Origin of the sequence: Kitasatospora sp. NPDC096204, from assembly GCF_044763205.1 — a bacterium.
GTDB lineage: Bacteria > Actinomycetota > Actinomycetes > Streptomycetales > Streptomycetaceae > Kitasatospora.
The window spans coordinates 280,858-296,105 of the sequence record NZ_JBIWFT010000001.1 but is presented as its reverse complement, the minus strand read 5'-3'; the positions used below and the strand labels follow the sequence as shown (position 1 = coordinate 296,105).

Below are 15,248 nucleotides of genomic sequence, written 5' to 3'. Positions count from 1 at the left end.
GCTCCGGAACACCGTCACGGGCGGGGGTCGGGCGCCGCGGCGCGGGCGGCCGGCGTTCGGCGGGCCACGAACTTGCCCAGCTCCCACAGCAGCAGGAGGACGACGGCGGCCAGCAGGGCCCAGCCGAACTGCCGGGCGTCGATGTCGGTGGTCCCGAGGACGCGGTGGAAGGCGTCCATCTGGGTGACCAGCACCGCCAGGACGAACTCGCCCAGGGCCGCCCGGTTCATCTGCCTGCTGTCGAAGGTGCGGACGCTTAGCGCGGTGGCGCGCTCGCTGCGGCACTCGAAGGCCGCCACGATCAGGCAGAGCGCGAAGGCGGTGAACGCGATCGAGTTGCCGACGTGCGCGCTGTGGTAGCGCGCCTCGCCCAGCTTGATCAGTCCGAGCAGGGCGACCGTGATCGCCAGCCCGGCGAGTCCGACGGTGACCATCACGGGCCTGGTCAGCACCGTCTCGCCGCGCGGGCGCGGGGTGCGCCGCATCAGACCTGGGCTCTCCTGGTCGAAGCCCAGGGCGAAGCCGAACGGGGCGTTGACCACGAAGTGGACCCACAGGACCTGGGCCGGGGTGAACGGCTCGCCCGCGGCGATGTTCAGGACCGTGGCGCCGAGGAAGGTCAGCACGAACGTCACCAGCAGCACCAGGACGAACCGGATGTACTTGGTGAGGTTGTCGTAGAGCTTCCGGCCCTCCGCCACGGCGTAGACGATGGTGGCGAAGTTGTCGTCGGCGAGGACCATGCGGCTCGCGTTCTTCGCCGCGTCGGTGCCGCTGCCCATGGCGATGCCGATGTCGGCGGCCTTGATCGCCGGCGCGTCGTTGACGCCGTCGCCGGTCATCGCGACCACGTCGCCCTTCTGCTTGAGCGTGGCCGCGAGCAGCACCTTGTGCTCGGGCGCGACCCGGCCGACGACGCCGATGCCGTCGATCCGGGCCAGCCGCTCGTGCTCCGGCAGGGCGGCGAAGTCGGCGCCGAGGACGGCCTCCCCCTCGATGCCGAGCTTGCGGGCGATGGCCGCGCCGGTGGTGACGTCGTCGCCGGTCACCATCCGGACCCGGATGTGGGCGGCCTGCGCGCTGGCGACCGCGGCCCGGGACTCCTCGCGCGGCGGGTCGACCATGGCCACCAGGCTGGTCATCCGCAGGTCCCGGACGTACGCCAGGAGGTCTCCGTCCGGGTCGAAGTCTGCCGGGTCCAGGTCGCGGACGGCCCCGGCCATCACCCGCAGCCCCTCGCCGCCCATCCGCTCGGTCTGCGCCAGGGCGCGTCCGCCGAGGTCCGCGTCCCAGGGGACGACCACGCCGTCCGAGACGGCCGAGGAGGCGTGGGCCGTGACCGCGGGGGCCGCGCCCTTCACGAAGCACCGCACCACCGCCCGGCCGTCCGCGTCCTTCGCCTCGTTGAAGCTGGCCATCAGCTTGTAGCTCGGGTCGAACGGCAGCGTGGCGAGCCGGGGGAAGCGCTCCCGGGTGCCCTCGATGTCCAGCCCGGCCTTGTGGCAGAGGACGAGCAGGGCGCCCTCGGTCGGGTCGCCGACGACCTCGCCCTCGACCAGCTTCGCGTCGTTGGCGACCAGGTAGGGCAGCACGGCTTCCTCGATGCTCGGGGCGGAGCCCACCGCGTGGTGGATCCGCCCGTCGAGACGGTAGCCGGTGCCGGAGACGGTGTAGCGGTCTGTGGGGCTGAGCACCTCCACGACCGTCATCTGGTTCATCGTCAGGGTGCCGGTCTTGTCGGAGTTGATGGCCGAGGTGAAGCCGAGGGTCTCGACGGACGGCAGCTCCTTCACGATCGCGTTGCGCTTGGCCAGGTTGAGGCTGCCGACCGAGAGGATGACCTGGCTGACCGTCGGCAGCGCCTCCGGGATGGCCGCGATGGCCAGCGAGACCGCGCTGACGAAGAGGGCGTCCCACGCCTGGTCGCGGCTGCGGCCGAGCGCGAACATCACGACCATGGTCAGACCGGCCGCCGCCGCGATCCACAGCGTCAGCGTGTTGAGTTCCCTGGTGAGAGGCGACTGCTCCTTCTCGGTCGCCGACAACATCCCGGAGATCTTGCCCAGTTCGGTGCCGGCGCCCGTCGCGGTGATGACGAGCAGCCCGCTGCCGTGGGTGACCGGGGTGTTCATGAACGCCATGTTGGTCTGGTCGCCGGGGCCCAGCGGCTCGGCCGGCAGGGTGCCGGCGTCCTTGGCGGCGGGGACGCTCTCGCCGGTCAGCGCCGACTCGTCGATCTGCAGCGCGCTGGCCTCGACGATCCGTCCGTCCGCCGGGACCTCGTCGCCCGCCCTGACCAGCACCACGTCGCCCACGACCAGCTGCTCGGCCGGGATCTCCGCCTCCGTGCCGTCCCGCCGCACCCGCGCGGTCGCCTTCATCATCGACCGCAGCGCGTTCATCGCGCTCTCGGCCTTGCCCTCCTGCCGCAGGCCGACCACCGCGTTGAACAGCGTCAGGACGATCAGCAGGATGCCGGTGGTCCACTCCCTGATCGCCAGCGAGACCACCGCCGCCGCCAGCAGGATGATCTGCATGTAGCTGCGGTACTGGTCGAGGAAGCGCAGCCAGTCCGGCCTCGTCTTCTCCTCGGGCAGCGCGTTCGGCCCGCCCGCGGCGAGCAGTTCGGCCGCCCGGGCGGCGGTGAGCCCGGCCCCCGGGTCCACCCCGAGCGCGACCGCGACCTCCCAGGGCGTCCGTGCGTACCAGGGGGCCGGGGACTCCTGCGGGCCGGACGGCCCTGCCTGATCCGGCATTCTTCACTCCTCAAGGTCCGGGAACGTCAGGTCCGCGCGCACGGGTCACCCGGAGGCCTCCGCCTCCAGCCGGCGCTTGGCCGCGCTCAGTCCCTTCCGGGCCTGCTCGTCGAGCGTGGGGAACTGCGGATCGATCCCGATCAGCGTGTGCGCGAGCACCGCCGCCGCGCAGATGCGCGCGAACCACTTGCGGTCGGCCGGCACCACGTACCAGGGGGCCCACGGCGTGCTGGTGGCCGACAGCATGTCGGAGAACGCCTCCTGGTAGGCGTCCCAGTACTCGCGCTCGCGGATGTCCGCCTCGGAGAACTTCCAGTTCTTCTCGGGCAGGTCGATCCGCGCCAGGAAGCGGCGGCGCTGCTCCTCCTTGGAGACGTTCAGGAAGATCTTCAGCACCTTGAACCCGTTGTCGGTGAGGTAGCGCTCCCAGTCGTTGATCTCCCGGTACCGGCGTTGCCAGACACCCGGGCCCTTCGCGTCCTCCGGCAGCTTCTGCCGGTCGAGGTTCTCCGGGTGGACCCGCACCACGAGGACCTCCTCGTAGTGCGACCGGTTGAAGATCCCGATGTCCCCGCGCGCCGGGAGCCGCTGGGCGTACCGCCACAGGAAGTCGTGGTCGAGCTCCTCCGCGGAGGGCACCTTGAAGCTGCTCACGTGCACGCCCTGCGGATTCACCCCGCTCATGACGTGACGGATCGTGCCGTCCTTCCCGCCGGCGTCGAGTGCCTGGAGGCAGAGCAGCACCCCGTAGGTGTCCTGGGCCGCCAGCCGCGCCTGGTACTCCGAGAGCAGCGACACGCCGATGCGCAGCAGTTCGACGCCCTCGCGCTTCCTCAAGCCCGCCTTGTAGCGGGGGTCGAAGTCCTCCGCGAGGTCCACCCGCGAACCAGGCTTCACCCGCAGCGGCTTGATGAACTTCGCAATGCGCCTGGCCGTCCGTCCGTCCGACATCGTCTGTACCGGTTCCTCTCGGGTCCGGCGGGCATCACGGGCCCGCCGTGCCGTCCCCGTCCGCGTCGGTTTCGTCGACACGGCGGAACCGGGACCGACCAGGGCGGGAGAAGTGCTACCTGCCACGCTGTGGCCCCCTGACGGTGGTGTCAATCCGACGGTGTCCTTCCGGGGAGCGGCCGTGGCAGCCCTGCCGTCGGCCACTCCCGGCGGCGCACGGCCGGGTTCCGGCCGATCGGCCGGGACGGGGTTGACGGCCACATTGGTCTATGCCACTTTCTGATCGCGCGGCCCGCCACCTCCTCCCCCACCGCCGAGGTGGGACCGGGCTCCCCTCCGCAGGAGCCGCGCGCCGCCCCCACGTCAGGAGAGGAACCCCCATGGACACCCGAAGCAGCCGCCGGCGCCCCCGCGTCCGCGCGGCGCTCGCCGCCGCCGTCGCCGCCGGGCTCGGCGCGAGCCTCCTCGGCGCCCTGCCGGCCGCGGCCGCCGGCGAACCGCTCACCGTGCGGTACCGCAACGGCGGCAGCGGCAACGCCCAGGCCTCGCCGTGGCTCAAGGTCGTCAACACCGGCTCCGCGCCGATCGCGCTGAGCCAGGTCAAGCTGCGCTACTACTTCACGGCCGACGCCCCGCCCGCCGGCTACCGCTTCGCCTGCGACTGGGCCGTCCGGGGCTGCGCCAACGTCACCGGCACCTTCGGCACCGTCACCACCCCCGGCTCGGCCGCCGACCGCTACCTGGAGATCGGCTTCACCGCCGGTGCCGGGACGCTGGCCCCCGGGGCGGACAGCGGGGACCTGCAGCTGCGCTTCCACCGCTCCGACTGGCAGCCGGTGGAGCAGGGCGACGACTACTCCTTCGGCGCCGGGCAGACCGGGTACGCGGACTGGGCCAAGGTCACCGCCAGCGTCGCCGGCGTCCAGGTCTGGGGCACCGCCCCCGGCGGTCCCGGCGTCCCGGCCGGCCAGGTGCTGTTCGACGACCTCGACTACACCGGCCACGACGACCCGACGCTCGCCGCCCACGGCTGGAACGCGCGCTCCGGCGGTGGCGGACCGGGCGTGGGCGGGGCGGGTTGGGCGGCCGAGAACGTCACCTTCGCCCGGCAGGCCGGGAACTCGGTGATGACCCTGCTCACCACCACCGCGGGGACGGCGGAGTCCACCCGGCAGAGCGAGTTCCACAGCCGGGCGACGAAGTTCCGGTACGGCACGTACGCCGCCCGGGTCCGCTTCGCCGACGCCCCGGTGACCGGCCCGGACGGCGACCACCTCGTGCAGAGCTTCTTCGCGATCAACGACCTCAAGTCCCCGATGGCCGACGACTACTCCGAGTACGACTTCGAGTACCTGCCCAACGGCGGCTGGGGCGAGCCGTCGAACATCTTCTTCGCCACCTCGTGGGAGACGTACGGCCCCGAACGCTCCGACAACGTGTACACCACGTCCCGGAGTTCGTTCGCCGGCTGGCACGACCTCGTCCTGACCATCGACGCCGGCGGCATCGTCTACCACGTCGACGGCGTCGAGTTCGCCCGCCACGACGCCCGGTACCTCCCGGAGCGGCCGATGGTGATCGCCTTCAACCAGTGGCTCACCGACCTGGCCGGCCACGGCGGCACCGAGGAGCGTGCCTACGAGGAACAGGTGGACTACGTGCTGCACGTCAAGGACCAGGTGCTGAGCCCCGCCCAGGTGAACGGCGCCGTCGCCGCCTACCGCGCCGCCGGGACGTCCTTCACCGACTCCGTCCCCGCCTCCTGACGCACGAGGCCACCGCGGCCACCGCGGCCACCGAGGCCACCGGCGCGGGCCGGACTCCGGGAACGGGGTCCGGCCCGTGGGGCACCATCACCTGACGGGTCGTCAGTCGTCAGCGCCGGTACCGTGCGGCCGGGTGGCCGGCCGGCAGCGCCCGGTCGGACGCGCCGGTCAGCCGCTCGCGCAGCGACTCGCCCTCGGCGTACTCGCCGCGGAAGACGCCGCGGGCGCGCAGGATCGGCAGCACCGACTCGACGAACTCCGCGGTGGACGCCGGCTGCACGGTCGGCGAGAGCAGGAAGCCGTCCAGGTCGGCGCCCTCCGCCAGGGCGCAGATCTCGTCGGCGATCTCCTCGGCCGTGCCGACCACCGGGCGGGCGCCGACGCCGTGGGTGTGCCAGTCGGCGAGCACGTCGCCGACGGTCCGGTCCGCGAACCGGGCGACCTGGGTCCGCGACAGCTCGGTGGACAGCTCGGACATCGGGGTGTCCGGCGGGTAGGAGGACAGGTCGAGGCCGGTGAACATGGCGTAGCTGGCGACGGCGACCTCCGGGCGCTGGGAGTCCAGGACGCGCTGCCAACGGCGTTCGGCGTCGGCGGTGGTGGCGCCGAGCACACAGGAGAACGCCGACATCACCTTGACCTCGTCGGCGCGCCGGCCCGCCCGTACGGCCTCCTCGCGGATCGCCGCGGTGTGCCCGGCGAGCTGCTCCACCGTGCCGCTGCCGACGAACATGCACTCCCCGTGCCGCCCGCCGACCCGCCGCCCGGCCGGGGAGGCGCCGGCCTGGAACAGCACCGGGGTGCCTTGCGGGGAGCGGGCGGTGTTGCCGTAGCCGTGCGAGCGGAAGTACGGGCCCTCGTGCTCGACCGGGTGCACCTTGGCCGGGTCGGCGAAGCGGCCGGCCTTGTCCTTCTCCAGGGCGTCGGGTTCCCAGGCACCCTCCCAGTACTTGTAGACCAGGTCGAGGAAGTCCTCGGCCATCCGGTACCGGTCGTCGTGCGCCACCATGTCCATGCCGAAGGCCTTGACCGCGGTGTCGGCGGTGCCCGTGGTCACGATGTTCCAGCCGATCCGGCCGCCGGACAGCTGGTCCAGGGTGGCCAGCCGGCGGGCGAACGCGTACGGCGGCTCCACCAGCACCGAGCCGGTCACCACCAGGCCCAGGTCGGTGGTGCTCGCCAGCAGCGCCGAGGCGATCACGAACGGGTCCAGGCGCGGCAGGTCGAGGGCCTCCTCGGTGGCGATCGGCGGGCGCACCCCGTCGATCTCCGACCAGCCCCAGGCGTCGGCCAGGAAGAGGAAGTCGAGCCCGGCGTCCTCGCAGAGCTGCGCGATCCCGCGCCAGTACCCGAGGGTGTCGAACAGGTGCCGGCGGCTGTCGGGGTGACGCCAGGTCGCGGTGCCGCTCGCGTTGGTCTGGGCGTTGTCGAACAGGCCGAGCCTGAGGGTGCGCATGAAGTGCTCTCCGTTGACCAGGTGATGCGGGGGACGGGAACTGCAGGGTCCCGTCAGGGTGCTACGGAAGCGGTGGGGTCGTCGAGCAGGCGGCGGCCGCGTCGAGCCGCGGCGGACGCCCGCGTCCGACGCCCGGGCACCGGGAACGGCCGACGGCCGGCCGCAGCGGACTCGGGTCCGCCGCGGCCGGCCGTCAGGGTGGCCACCGGAGGTGACTCAGGCCTTCCGTCTCAGGCCTTCCGTCTCACGCCTTCCCGTCCCCGCCGAGCAGGCCGGCCTGGGCCGCGGTCAGCCGGCCCTCGGCGTGCAGCCAGCGCACCGTGTCCGCCATGGTCTCGGCGGTCGGCCTCGGGGTCAGCCCGCCGGTGCTCGCGGCGGGGTCGACCGGGGTCGCGCAGGCGCAGGTGTAGACGGCGCCGTACTCGGCGGGGATGTGCCAGGGCCAGCCGCGCTGGAGCAGGGTGGCCAGGGCGCCGACCGGCAGCATCGCCCGGGCGGGGAGGAAGGCCGCGGGCAGGCGCCGCCCGGTGACCTCCCGCAGGGTCCGCACGTACTGCCGGGTGGGCAGGTGGTGGCCGGGCCCGAAGTGCCGGTCGGAGCCCGTCCGCGGCGCGGTCAGCAGCCGGGCGTGCAGCCGCGCGGTGTCGCGGACGTCGCCGACCGGGAAGCCGCCGAGCGGCCAGATCGGCATCAGCCCGCGCAGGGCGTTGCGCAGCCGGGCGTTCTGGTCGCCCAGCCCCGGGTCCCGCGGGCCGAGCAGCGCGGGCGGGTAGCTGATGACCACCGGCGCGCCGTCCCGCTGGTGGGCCCGGGCGATCCGCTCGGCCGCGGCCTTGGTCGCCATGTACGTGTCCCGGGGACGGCCGACCGGGGAGTGCTCCCCGAGCGGCCGTCCGGGGGACGGCAGCAGGGCGACGATGCTGGAGACGTGGACGACCGGGTCGGCGCCCGCCCGGCGGGCGGCGGCCAGCACCAGCTCCGTCCCCCGTTCGTTGGTCCGGCGCATCCGCGCGTTGTGCCGGCTGTCGAAGGAGTACACGGCGGCCGCGTGGAGCACGGCGTCGGCGCCGCGCACCGCGCGGGCCGCGCCGCCCTCGTCGGTCACGTCCCCGACGACCAGGTCGACGGCGCCCGGGTCCACCTCCAGCAGGCCGAGGGCCCGCTCCGCCGCGGCCGGGTCGCGGACCAGCATCCGCACCCGGTGTCCGTCGCGGACCATCGCCGCGACGGAGTGGATGCCGACGAACCCGGTGCCGCCGGTCACGCTCACCAACATCGAGCCATCCCCCGCTCAGCCGATCCCGTCCGGGTTCCCGCCGATGCCCCGGTGGAAGGCGCCGCGGTAGAACAGCAGCGCCTGCCGGTCGTCGGCCCAGTCCGCGGCCAGCACCTCGCCGAGGAAGATGGAGTGGTCGCCGCCGTCGTACTGCTCGGCCAGCTTGCACTCCAGCCAGGCCAGCGAGCCGGCCAGCAGCGGGGCGCCGGTGAACGGTCCCGGCTGCCAGTCGAGGCCGTGGAACTGCTCGGCCCCGCGCGGCCTGCTCTTGTTCGCGAAGTACCGTGCCAGCGGCTCCTGTTCGGCGCCGAGCACGGAGACCGCGAAGGACCTGGTCACGGTGATCGCCTCGTGCATGGTCGCGGAGCGGGCCACGCAGCACAGCACCATCGGCGGTTCCAGGGAGACGGAGCTGAACGCGTTGGCGGTCATCCCGTGGACGTACTCGCCGCCGGTGGTCATCACCGTGATCCCGGTGGCGAACCTGGCCATCGTCTCACGCAGGGCGCCCGGCAGGACGGCCCGGTTCTCGGTGGCCGGCGTGCGCACGCCCGTCGGCCGGGTGTTGACCGGCAGCCGGCCGTTGCCGATCACAGCGCCCGCCCCGTCTCCACCGGCCCGCCGGGCGCGGCCTGCGCCGCGAGGGCCCGCGCGACGGCCGGCCCCTCGGCGTACGGCGCCAGCGCCAGGCGCAGCTCCTCGGGCACCCGGGCGGGGACGGTGGCCGTGTTCGGTCCGCGCATGCACGCGATCCGCTGCCGGCCGCGGGCGACCAGGTTCTCCTGTTCGCCGTCGATCCGCAGGTAGTCGAAGGTGAACTGGATCTGGGTCTGGGTCAGTTCCTCCAGGCGCATCCGGACGGACAGCTCGTCGAAGGAGGTGATCTCGGCGAAGAAGTCGCACTCCACCTTGAGGGTGAACAGCTTGAGGTCGTCCTGCAGTTCGGCGAGCACCCCCGGCGCCTTGTCCTTGAGGAACATCTCCCGGCAACGCCCCTGCCAGCGCAGGTAGTTCACGTAGTAGACGTTGCCGACGAGGTTGGTCTCCTCGAATCCGACGATGTGCCGGATCTCGTAGTAGGACGACATCAGTTCTCCTTCCCGACGAGGACCGCGAAGAGCACGGGCTCCGTACGGTCGTTGACGGTGGTCACCCAGGTGGCGACGGCCGCGTCACCGGCGGACAGCACGACCCAGCCGCCGGGGTGGACGCGGTCGAGCGTCAGTGCCTGGGTGGTCGCACCGGACTTGCGCAGGCATTCCAGCGCGCTCCAGACCCTGGTGCCGGCCACCGCCGGGCTGCAGCCCGCCTCGGCCACCAACAGGTCCCGCAGGGCGAGTTGACCGGCGCCCAGCAGCGCGTCCCAGTCCTCGGCGGTCCGCTCCAGGACGGTCTCCACGTCGCAGGCGAGCCGCCCCTGCCCGGCCACCGCGAGGGTGAGTCCGGGGCCGTGCGAGGCCGACACGGTGACTCCGTCGAGCCCGGGCGCGCCGGCGAGTTCGGGTTTGCCGTCCGGGCGGTGGCGCAGTTCCACCGGCCGGCCCAGTGCCCGGCCGAGGGCGGTCTCGGTGCGGGCCCTGCGGTCGCCGTCCGCGGCGCCGGCCTCCGCCGCGGCGTCCGCCGCGGGTTCGACGACGACCGCGCGGCTGCCGCCCAGCACCCGTTCCAGGCCGCGCTCCAGGTACGAGCCGAGCATCGCGGGCACCCACGGGCCGGCGCCGTCGCGCTTGCGGACGGCGACCAGGGTCAGCCCCTCCCAGCGCTCGACGACCTTCCCGGCCGGGGTCCGCACGTCGACGTCGTAGACGTAGCTGTCCCCGTCCTGCGAGCGTTCCCTGGCGTCGAGCACCACGTACTCGGTGTCCTGGTCGGCCGGGTCGGCCAGCCAGAGCCGCTCGATGCCCTGCGGCAGCAGCGTGGCGTCCGGCACGCAGCACTGGATGGCGTGCATCATCGCGTCCCGGGTGCCGGGGTCGGCGAGCAGCCGGTCCTGCGGCAGGTAGGCCGCGAACCACGGCGCCGGGGCGGTGGTGGAGATCTCCGCCAGCGCGTGCCGGGCGCTGGCCCGCCGGTACTCCAGCAGGCGCTGGAACCGCTTGCCCTGGAAGAGCACGCTGCCGTACAGCTCGGTCACCGGGTCCACCGGCACCGCCGGCAGGCCGAAGCCGTCCGGCACCGGGGTGCCGGGCACCTCGGCCCTGGGGTAGCGCAGCCTGGCCCGGAAGTGGTCGGCCGCGAAGTCGGTGCCCTCGCTGCGCAGCACCACGTCGACCGTTTCGGGGTCCCGGACCAGGGCCGCGATCCGGATGGTGGTCGAGCCGCCCGGCCGGACCACCACGGGACGGCGGAACTCGACGTCCTCCAGCAGCGGCGGGCCCTGGTGGCCGCTCACCGCGGCGGCGACCTGGGCCATCGCCTCCATGCCGAGCACGGCCGGGAAGAGCAGGTCGTCCTGGAGCCGGTGGTCGCTCAGGTACGGGTCGCCGCCCTCGGTCAGCTCGGTCTCGGTGATCAGCTCGATGTCCGGGTGGTGCGCGACCACCCGCTCCACGAACCTGGTCAGCGGCAGCTCGCGCCGGGCGGTGGTGAGGGTCGGCAGGCCGCCGGCCCGGCCGCTGACCACCAGGACGGGGCCGGCCGACGGGTCCGCGAGCACCTCGCGCAGCACCTGGATGCCGTTCTCGGTGGAGATCGGCGTGATGCCCTCGCGGATCAGCGCCTCGACGACGCCGAGCCGTTCGCCCATGCCGGCGCCCGACCAGACGGACCACTCCAGGGCGATCGCCCGGGCCTTCGGGTGGCGTTCCCGGAACCGGAGCGTCAGCTCGGTCATCCAGTCGTTGGCGGTGGCGTAGTGCGCCTCGCCGCGCAGTCCGGCCCGGCCGATGATCGAGCCGAAGGTGATCAGCAGCTTCAGGCGGTCGGGTTCGACGGCCGCCAGGACCGCCTCCAGGCCGTCGGTCTTGGGTGCCAGGGTCCGGTGGAAGTCCTCGACGGTGAGCGCGTCCAGGGCGGCCGGCTGGTTGCGTCCGGCGCCGTGCAGCACCGCGGTGACCGGGCCGAGCCCGCTCTCCAGCAGGGCCACCGCGGCGGCGGTCTCCTCGGGCGAGGTCACGTCGGCGCGGGCGTACCGGTAGCGCAGGCCCGCGGCGTCCATCCGGGCGAGGTTCCCGGCGAGTTCGCGGTCGGCGGCCGGGTCGGCGCGGCCGATCAGGGCCAGGGCCGCACCGGAGTCCTTGGCCATCGCGATGGCGCACTCGGCGGTGATGCCCTTGCCGCCGCCGGTGACCAGCAGGACGTCCCCGGCGTCGAGCGGGGACCGGCCCTCGGCCGCCGGACGCAGCTGCAGCGGCCGGAGCACCGGGACGGTGCGGCGGCCGTCCGGCTGGTACCGGACCTCCGCGAAGCCGGCCGTGGCGGCGGTCTCGGCGACGACCCGGGCCACCGCCTCCTCGCGGGCCGCGCCCTCGGGGGCGGTGTCGGGCAGCTCGACCACCGTGGTCGGGACGGACGGGTGCTCCAGGTGCAGGGTCTTCGCCAGGCCCGCGGCCCCGAGCCGGTGCTGGACCACGACCAGCCGGGTGCCCTCGGGGGCGGCCAGCACGGCCCGCCCCGCGGTCAGGAAGAGTTCCGCCTCGTCCGGTCCGCACGCGTCCGGCAGGCAGAGCAGCACACCGTCCCCGAGGCCCGCCGCCGCGAGCGCGGTGCGCAGCGGCTCGGCGAGCGGGTGGCCGGGCGTGCTGTACGCCGTCCAGGCTCCGGCGGAGTCCTGGGGGCCGGACTGCGGCCAGGCCGCCGGGGTCGGCAGGGCGGGGCGGGCGGCCTCCAGGTGCTCGACCGCGAAGGGCCGCACCCACGGGGCCACGCCGGCGACCTCGGCCGCCGAGTCGCCGCCGTCCTGCGCGGTGTCCGCCAGCTGGTCGATCAGCTCCGCGATCCCGCCCAGGTTGACGGTCGCGTAGTTGGGGGTCGCGGCGAGCACCGGCCGGCCGAGCGCCCGGGTGACGTCGTTGACGATCTGGCCGATGGTGATGGAGCTCAGGTGCAGGTCGTCCATCGGGTGGGTCTGCGCGGTGACGGAGTCCAGCGGCAGCTCGACCCGTTCGGCGGCGAGCCTGCGCAGCAGCTCCAGGGTGGAGTCCGCGCCGGTGTCCGCGGCCCCGGGCCGTCCGGTGGGCGCGTCCCGGTCCTGGCCGCTGTCCTGCGCGGCCAGCTCCGCGTCGATGGCCGGGGCCGCCTCGCAGGGGTTGGCCAGGAAGGTCATCGCGCCGTCGGCCGGCAGCGGCCGGAGCAGCCGGTCGCCGAACAGCGCCCGCGTCCGGACGGGCACGCCGAGCACGTACGCGGCGCCGGCGATCCTCAGCAGCGGGCCGAGCGAGGCGCTGTCGGTGTCGACCGCCAGGGTGGCGCGGTCCGGTGCGATCTCCGTCAGCAGGCCGGACAGCACCCGGCCCGGGCCGACCTCCACGACCAGGTCGGCGCCGTCGACCGCCACGGTGGCGGCCTCCTGGAAGCGGACCGGGAGCAGGACCTGCTCGCGCAGGACCTCGCGCAGGTCGGCGGACGGGTCCAGGAGCCGGCCGGTGACGGTGGAGGCGATCGGGCGGACCGGCTCGCTGAAGTCGAACTCCGCCAGTTCGGCCGCCATCGCGACCGCGGCCGGCTCGACCAGGGGCGAGTGGAAGGCGTGCGAGACGTTCAGCCGGGTCGCCGTGACGCCCTCGGCCGCGGCCCGGCGGCAGACCTCGTCGACCGCCTCGGCGGGGCCGGAGAGCACGGTCTGCCGGGGCCCGTTGTAGCCCGCGACGACCACGTCCAGTCCGGCGGACAGCCGGGCCGCTTCCTCCGGGGTGGCCGCCAGACCGGCCATCGCGCCGCCGCCGTGGCTCGCCCGGGCCATCACCTGGCCGCGGATCGTGGCCAGGCGCACCACCTGCTCCTCGTCGAGCGCGCCCGCCCAGTGCAGGGCGGTCAGCTCCCCGAGGCTGTGGCCGACGGCGGTGTCGGCCCGGATGCCGAGCGCGTCCAGCACCCGCAGGGCGGCCAGCGAACCGGTGACGATGCGCGGCTGGGCCACCTGGGTGGCGACCTGGTCGGCGCCGGTGGGCAGCGCCGAGGAGCGGAACACCTCCTCGGCCGTGGCGAACCGGCGCCGGATCGCGCCGACGGCGCCGCGTCCCGAGCCCTGCCCCGGGAAGAGGTAGGCGATCCGGGGGGCGGTCCTGGCGCGGCCGAGGAAGACTCCCTCGCCGGCCGAGAAGGCCTCCCGCGCACCGGAGTCGAGCAGGGCGAGCAGCCGTTCCAGGCCGCGCACGGCGTCGTCAGGGCTGGTCGCGACGACGGCGGCGCGCACCGGGCCGCCGGACAGCCGGTCGGCCAGCGTGCCGGCCAGGTCCGCCAGTTCGGCCTGGGCCAGCTTCGGCACCAGGTCGAGCAGCCCGGTCAGTTCGGCGCGCAGCGCGTCCGCGTCCGCGCCGTCCAGCAGCAGCAGTTCGGCGTCCTGGCGGCCTGCGACCAGCCGGGTGGTGCGCTCGTCGAGCGCCTCGCGCCGGGTGCTGCCGGGGGCCTGGGTGACGGCAACGTGGGTGTTGATCCCGCCGAAGCCCATGGCCGACACCCCGGCCCGGACCGGCTGGTCGGCCGGCCAGAGTTCGGCCTGGCGCGGGACGTACATGGCCGCCTCGTCGCCGAGCAGGCCGGGGTGCGGGTCGAGGTGGCCGGTGGCCGGGGGGATCACCTGGTGGTGCACGGCGAGGGTCGCCTTGATCAGGCCGGCCACGCCGGCGGCGGCCTTGGTGTGCCCGAAGTTCCCCTTGACCGTGCCGAGCGCGGCCGGACGGGCCGTCGGGTCGGCGGTGCGGCGCGCGGAGGACAGCGCCTCGATCTCGGTCGCGTCGCCGAGGGCGGTGCCGGTGCCGTGGCCCTCGAAGTAGGAGACCGTCTCGACGCCGTAGCCGGCCCGGTGGTAGGCGCGGGTCAGCGCCAGCCGGTGCCCGCTCGCCTCGGGCCGGGTGATGCCGCCCTTGCCGTCGGAGGAGACGCCCCAGCCGCTGATGCTGGCGTAGATCCGCCGCCCCTGCGCCAGCGCGTCGCGCTCGCGCATCAGGACGAGCATGCCGGAGCCCTCGCCGGGCCAGAAGCCGTTGGAGTCCCGGTCGTAGACCTTCATCTCGCCGGTGGCGAGGGCGCCGGTCTTGGCGAAGCCGATCACCTCGAACGGGTCGATGGAGAGGTCGACCCCGCCGGCGACCGCCACGTCCAGTTCGCCGTCGGCCAGGGCCTTCGCCGCCGTGACGACGGACAGCAGGGAGGAGGAGCAGGCCCCGTCGACCGTGTAGCCGCCGCCGCGCAGGTCGAAGTGGTTGCAGATCCGGCCGGCGATGGTGTTGGCGAGGCCGCCGGCCAGCGAGTCCTCGTCGATGGCGGGGAACGGCGCCTTGTACTGCGGTTCCAGCTCCTGGAGGAACTTCGCGACGTCCCCTTCGGACCAGCCCTGGCCGGTCAGCGCGGCGGCCACCGTGCGGCGCACGTACGGCCATCGCAGTCGCATGATGTTGGCCCGCGAGAATTCCCCGGTGAGGCTGTTTCCGACGACCACGCCGGTGCTCTGGTGGGGAAGTCCGGAACCGTCCGGGAATCCGGCGTCGGCGAGCGCTTCGGCGGCCACGTCGAGGGCCAGCCAGTGCGTCAGGTCGGTCGCCCGGTACGTGCTTCCGGCGACGCTGTATTTGATGCGGTCGAAGGCGTAGTCCCGCAGGACGGCGGCCTTTTTTGTGTAGTGCCGGTCGGGCGCGCTCCGGTCCTCCGACCAGTAGTCCGCCTGGTTCATGCGCTCGTCCGGCAGCTGCCGGAAGGCCCGCCGACCACCCAGTACGTTCTCCCACAGTTCGCTCGCCGAATTGGCGTCCGGGTAACGGAGGCCAATTCCAACGATAGCGATCCGCTCACTGCTCACGTATTCACCACCCATGGAGATGAATTGACGGCAAATCTGTTGCCGACTCGACACGCCTGCACTGTCGTCAATAGTGCGGCGGCGACCG

8 protein-coding genes are annotated in these 15,248 nt (G+C 73.9%); 1 reads left to right on the top strand and 7 read right to left on the bottom strand.

Annotated elements, in window-relative coordinates:
- Positions 1-14 precede the first annotated feature (14 nt).
- Together ACIQ87_RS01025 and ACIQ87_RS01020 are read right to left on the bottom strand one after the other, a co-directional pair.
- A complete protein-coding gene (locus ACIQ87_RS01025; protein WP_402399612.1) occupies positions 15-2,756 on the bottom strand; it encodes a cation-translocating P-type ATPase in 2,742 nt (913 codons plus the stop codon).
- A gap of 45 nt (positions 2,757-2,801) precedes the next feature.
- Positions 2,802-3,707 (bottom strand): polyphosphate kinase 2 family protein, encoded by a 906-nt coding sequence (locus tag ACIQ87_RS01020; RefSeq protein ID WP_402399609.1) that lies wholly within the window; start codon positions 3,705-3,707, stop codon positions 2,802-2,804.
- A gap of 380 nt (positions 3,708-4,087) precedes the next feature.
- On the opposite strand from ACIQ87_RS01020, the gene ACIQ87_RS01015 reads away from it, so the two are divergent.
- Positions 4,088-5,473 (top strand): cellulose binding domain-containing protein, encoded by a 1,386-nt coding sequence (locus tag ACIQ87_RS01015; protein WP_402399606.1) that lies wholly within the window; start codon positions 4,088-4,090, stop codon positions 5,471-5,473.
- Between the two features lie 109 nt (positions 5,474-5,582).
- On the opposite strand, the gene ACIQ87_RS01010 is transcribed toward ACIQ87_RS01015, so the two are convergent.
- The 5 genes from ACIQ87_RS01010 to ACIQ87_RS00990 all read right to left on the bottom strand — a co-directional run bounded on the left by ACIQ87_RS01010 (position 5,583) and on the right by ACIQ87_RS00990 (position 15,175).
- Positions 5,583-6,929: an NtaA/DmoA family FMN-dependent monooxygenase gene (locus tag ACIQ87_RS01010; RefSeq protein ID WP_402399603.1), complete on the bottom strand. Its 1,347-nt coding sequence runs from the start codon at positions 6,927-6,929 to the stop codon at positions 5,583-5,585.
- 244 nt (positions 6,930-7,173) lie between these two features.
- Positions 7,174-8,205: an NAD-dependent epimerase/dehydratase family protein gene (locus ACIQ87_RS01005; RefSeq protein ID WP_402399600.1), complete on the bottom strand. Its 1,032-nt coding sequence runs from the start codon at positions 8,203-8,205 to the stop codon at positions 7,174-7,176.
- Positions 8,206-8,220: 15 nt separating this feature from the next.
- Entirely contained in the window at positions 8,221-8,799 is a 579-nt protein-coding gene (locus ACIQ87_RS01000; protein ID WP_402399597.1) for a flavin reductase family protein, read from the bottom strand.
- Positions 8,796-9,293 carry an acyl-CoA thioesterase gene (locus ACIQ87_RS00995; RefSeq protein WP_402399594.1) on the bottom strand — a complete coding sequence of 166 codons (498 nt, stop codon included), beginning with the start codon at positions 9,291-9,293 and terminating at the stop codon, positions 8,796-8,798. The genes ACIQ87_RS01000 and ACIQ87_RS00995 overlap by 4 nt, the downstream gene beginning before the upstream one ends.
- Positions 9,293-15,175 carry an SDR family NAD(P)-dependent oxidoreductase gene (locus ACIQ87_RS00990; RefSeq protein ID WP_402399592.1) on the bottom strand — a complete coding sequence of 1,961 codons (5,883 nt, stop codon included), beginning with the start codon at positions 15,173-15,175 and terminating at the stop codon, positions 9,293-9,295. The genes ACIQ87_RS00995 and ACIQ87_RS00990 overlap by 1 nt, the downstream gene beginning before the upstream one ends.
- Positions 15,176-15,248 lie beyond the last annotated feature (73 nt).

What these genes read in the sequence shown, in the direction of transcription:
- ACIQ87_RS01025 (WP_402399612.1), bottom strand. Translation starts at nt 2,756, where the DNA reads ATGCCGGATCAGGCAGGGCCGTCCGGCCCGCAGGAGTCCCCGGCCCCC.
- ACIQ87_RS01020 (WP_402399609.1), bottom strand. Translation starts at nt 3,707, where the DNA reads ATGTCGGACGGACGGACGGCCAGGCGCATTGCGAAGTTCATCAAGCCG.
- ACIQ87_RS01015 (WP_402399606.1), top strand. Translation starts at nt 4,088, where the DNA reads ATGGACACCCGAAGCAGCCGCCGGCGCCCCCGCGTCCGCGCGGCGCTC.
- ACIQ87_RS01010 (WP_402399603.1), bottom strand. Translation starts at nt 6,929, where the DNA reads ATGCGCACCCTCAGGCTCGGCCTGTTCGACAACGCCCAGACCAACGCG.
- ACIQ87_RS01005 (WP_402399600.1), bottom strand. Translation starts at nt 8,205, where the DNA reads ATGTTGGTGAGCGTGACCGGCGGCACCGGGTTCGTCGGCATCCACTCC.
- ACIQ87_RS00995 (WP_402399594.1), bottom strand. Translation starts at nt 9,293, where the DNA reads ATGTCGTCCTACTACGAGATCCGGCACATCGTCGGATTCGAGGAGACC.
- ACIQ87_RS00990 (WP_402399592.1), bottom strand. Translation starts at nt 15,175, where the DNA reads ATGGGTGGTGAATACGTGAGCAGTGAGCGGATCGCTATCGTTGGAATT.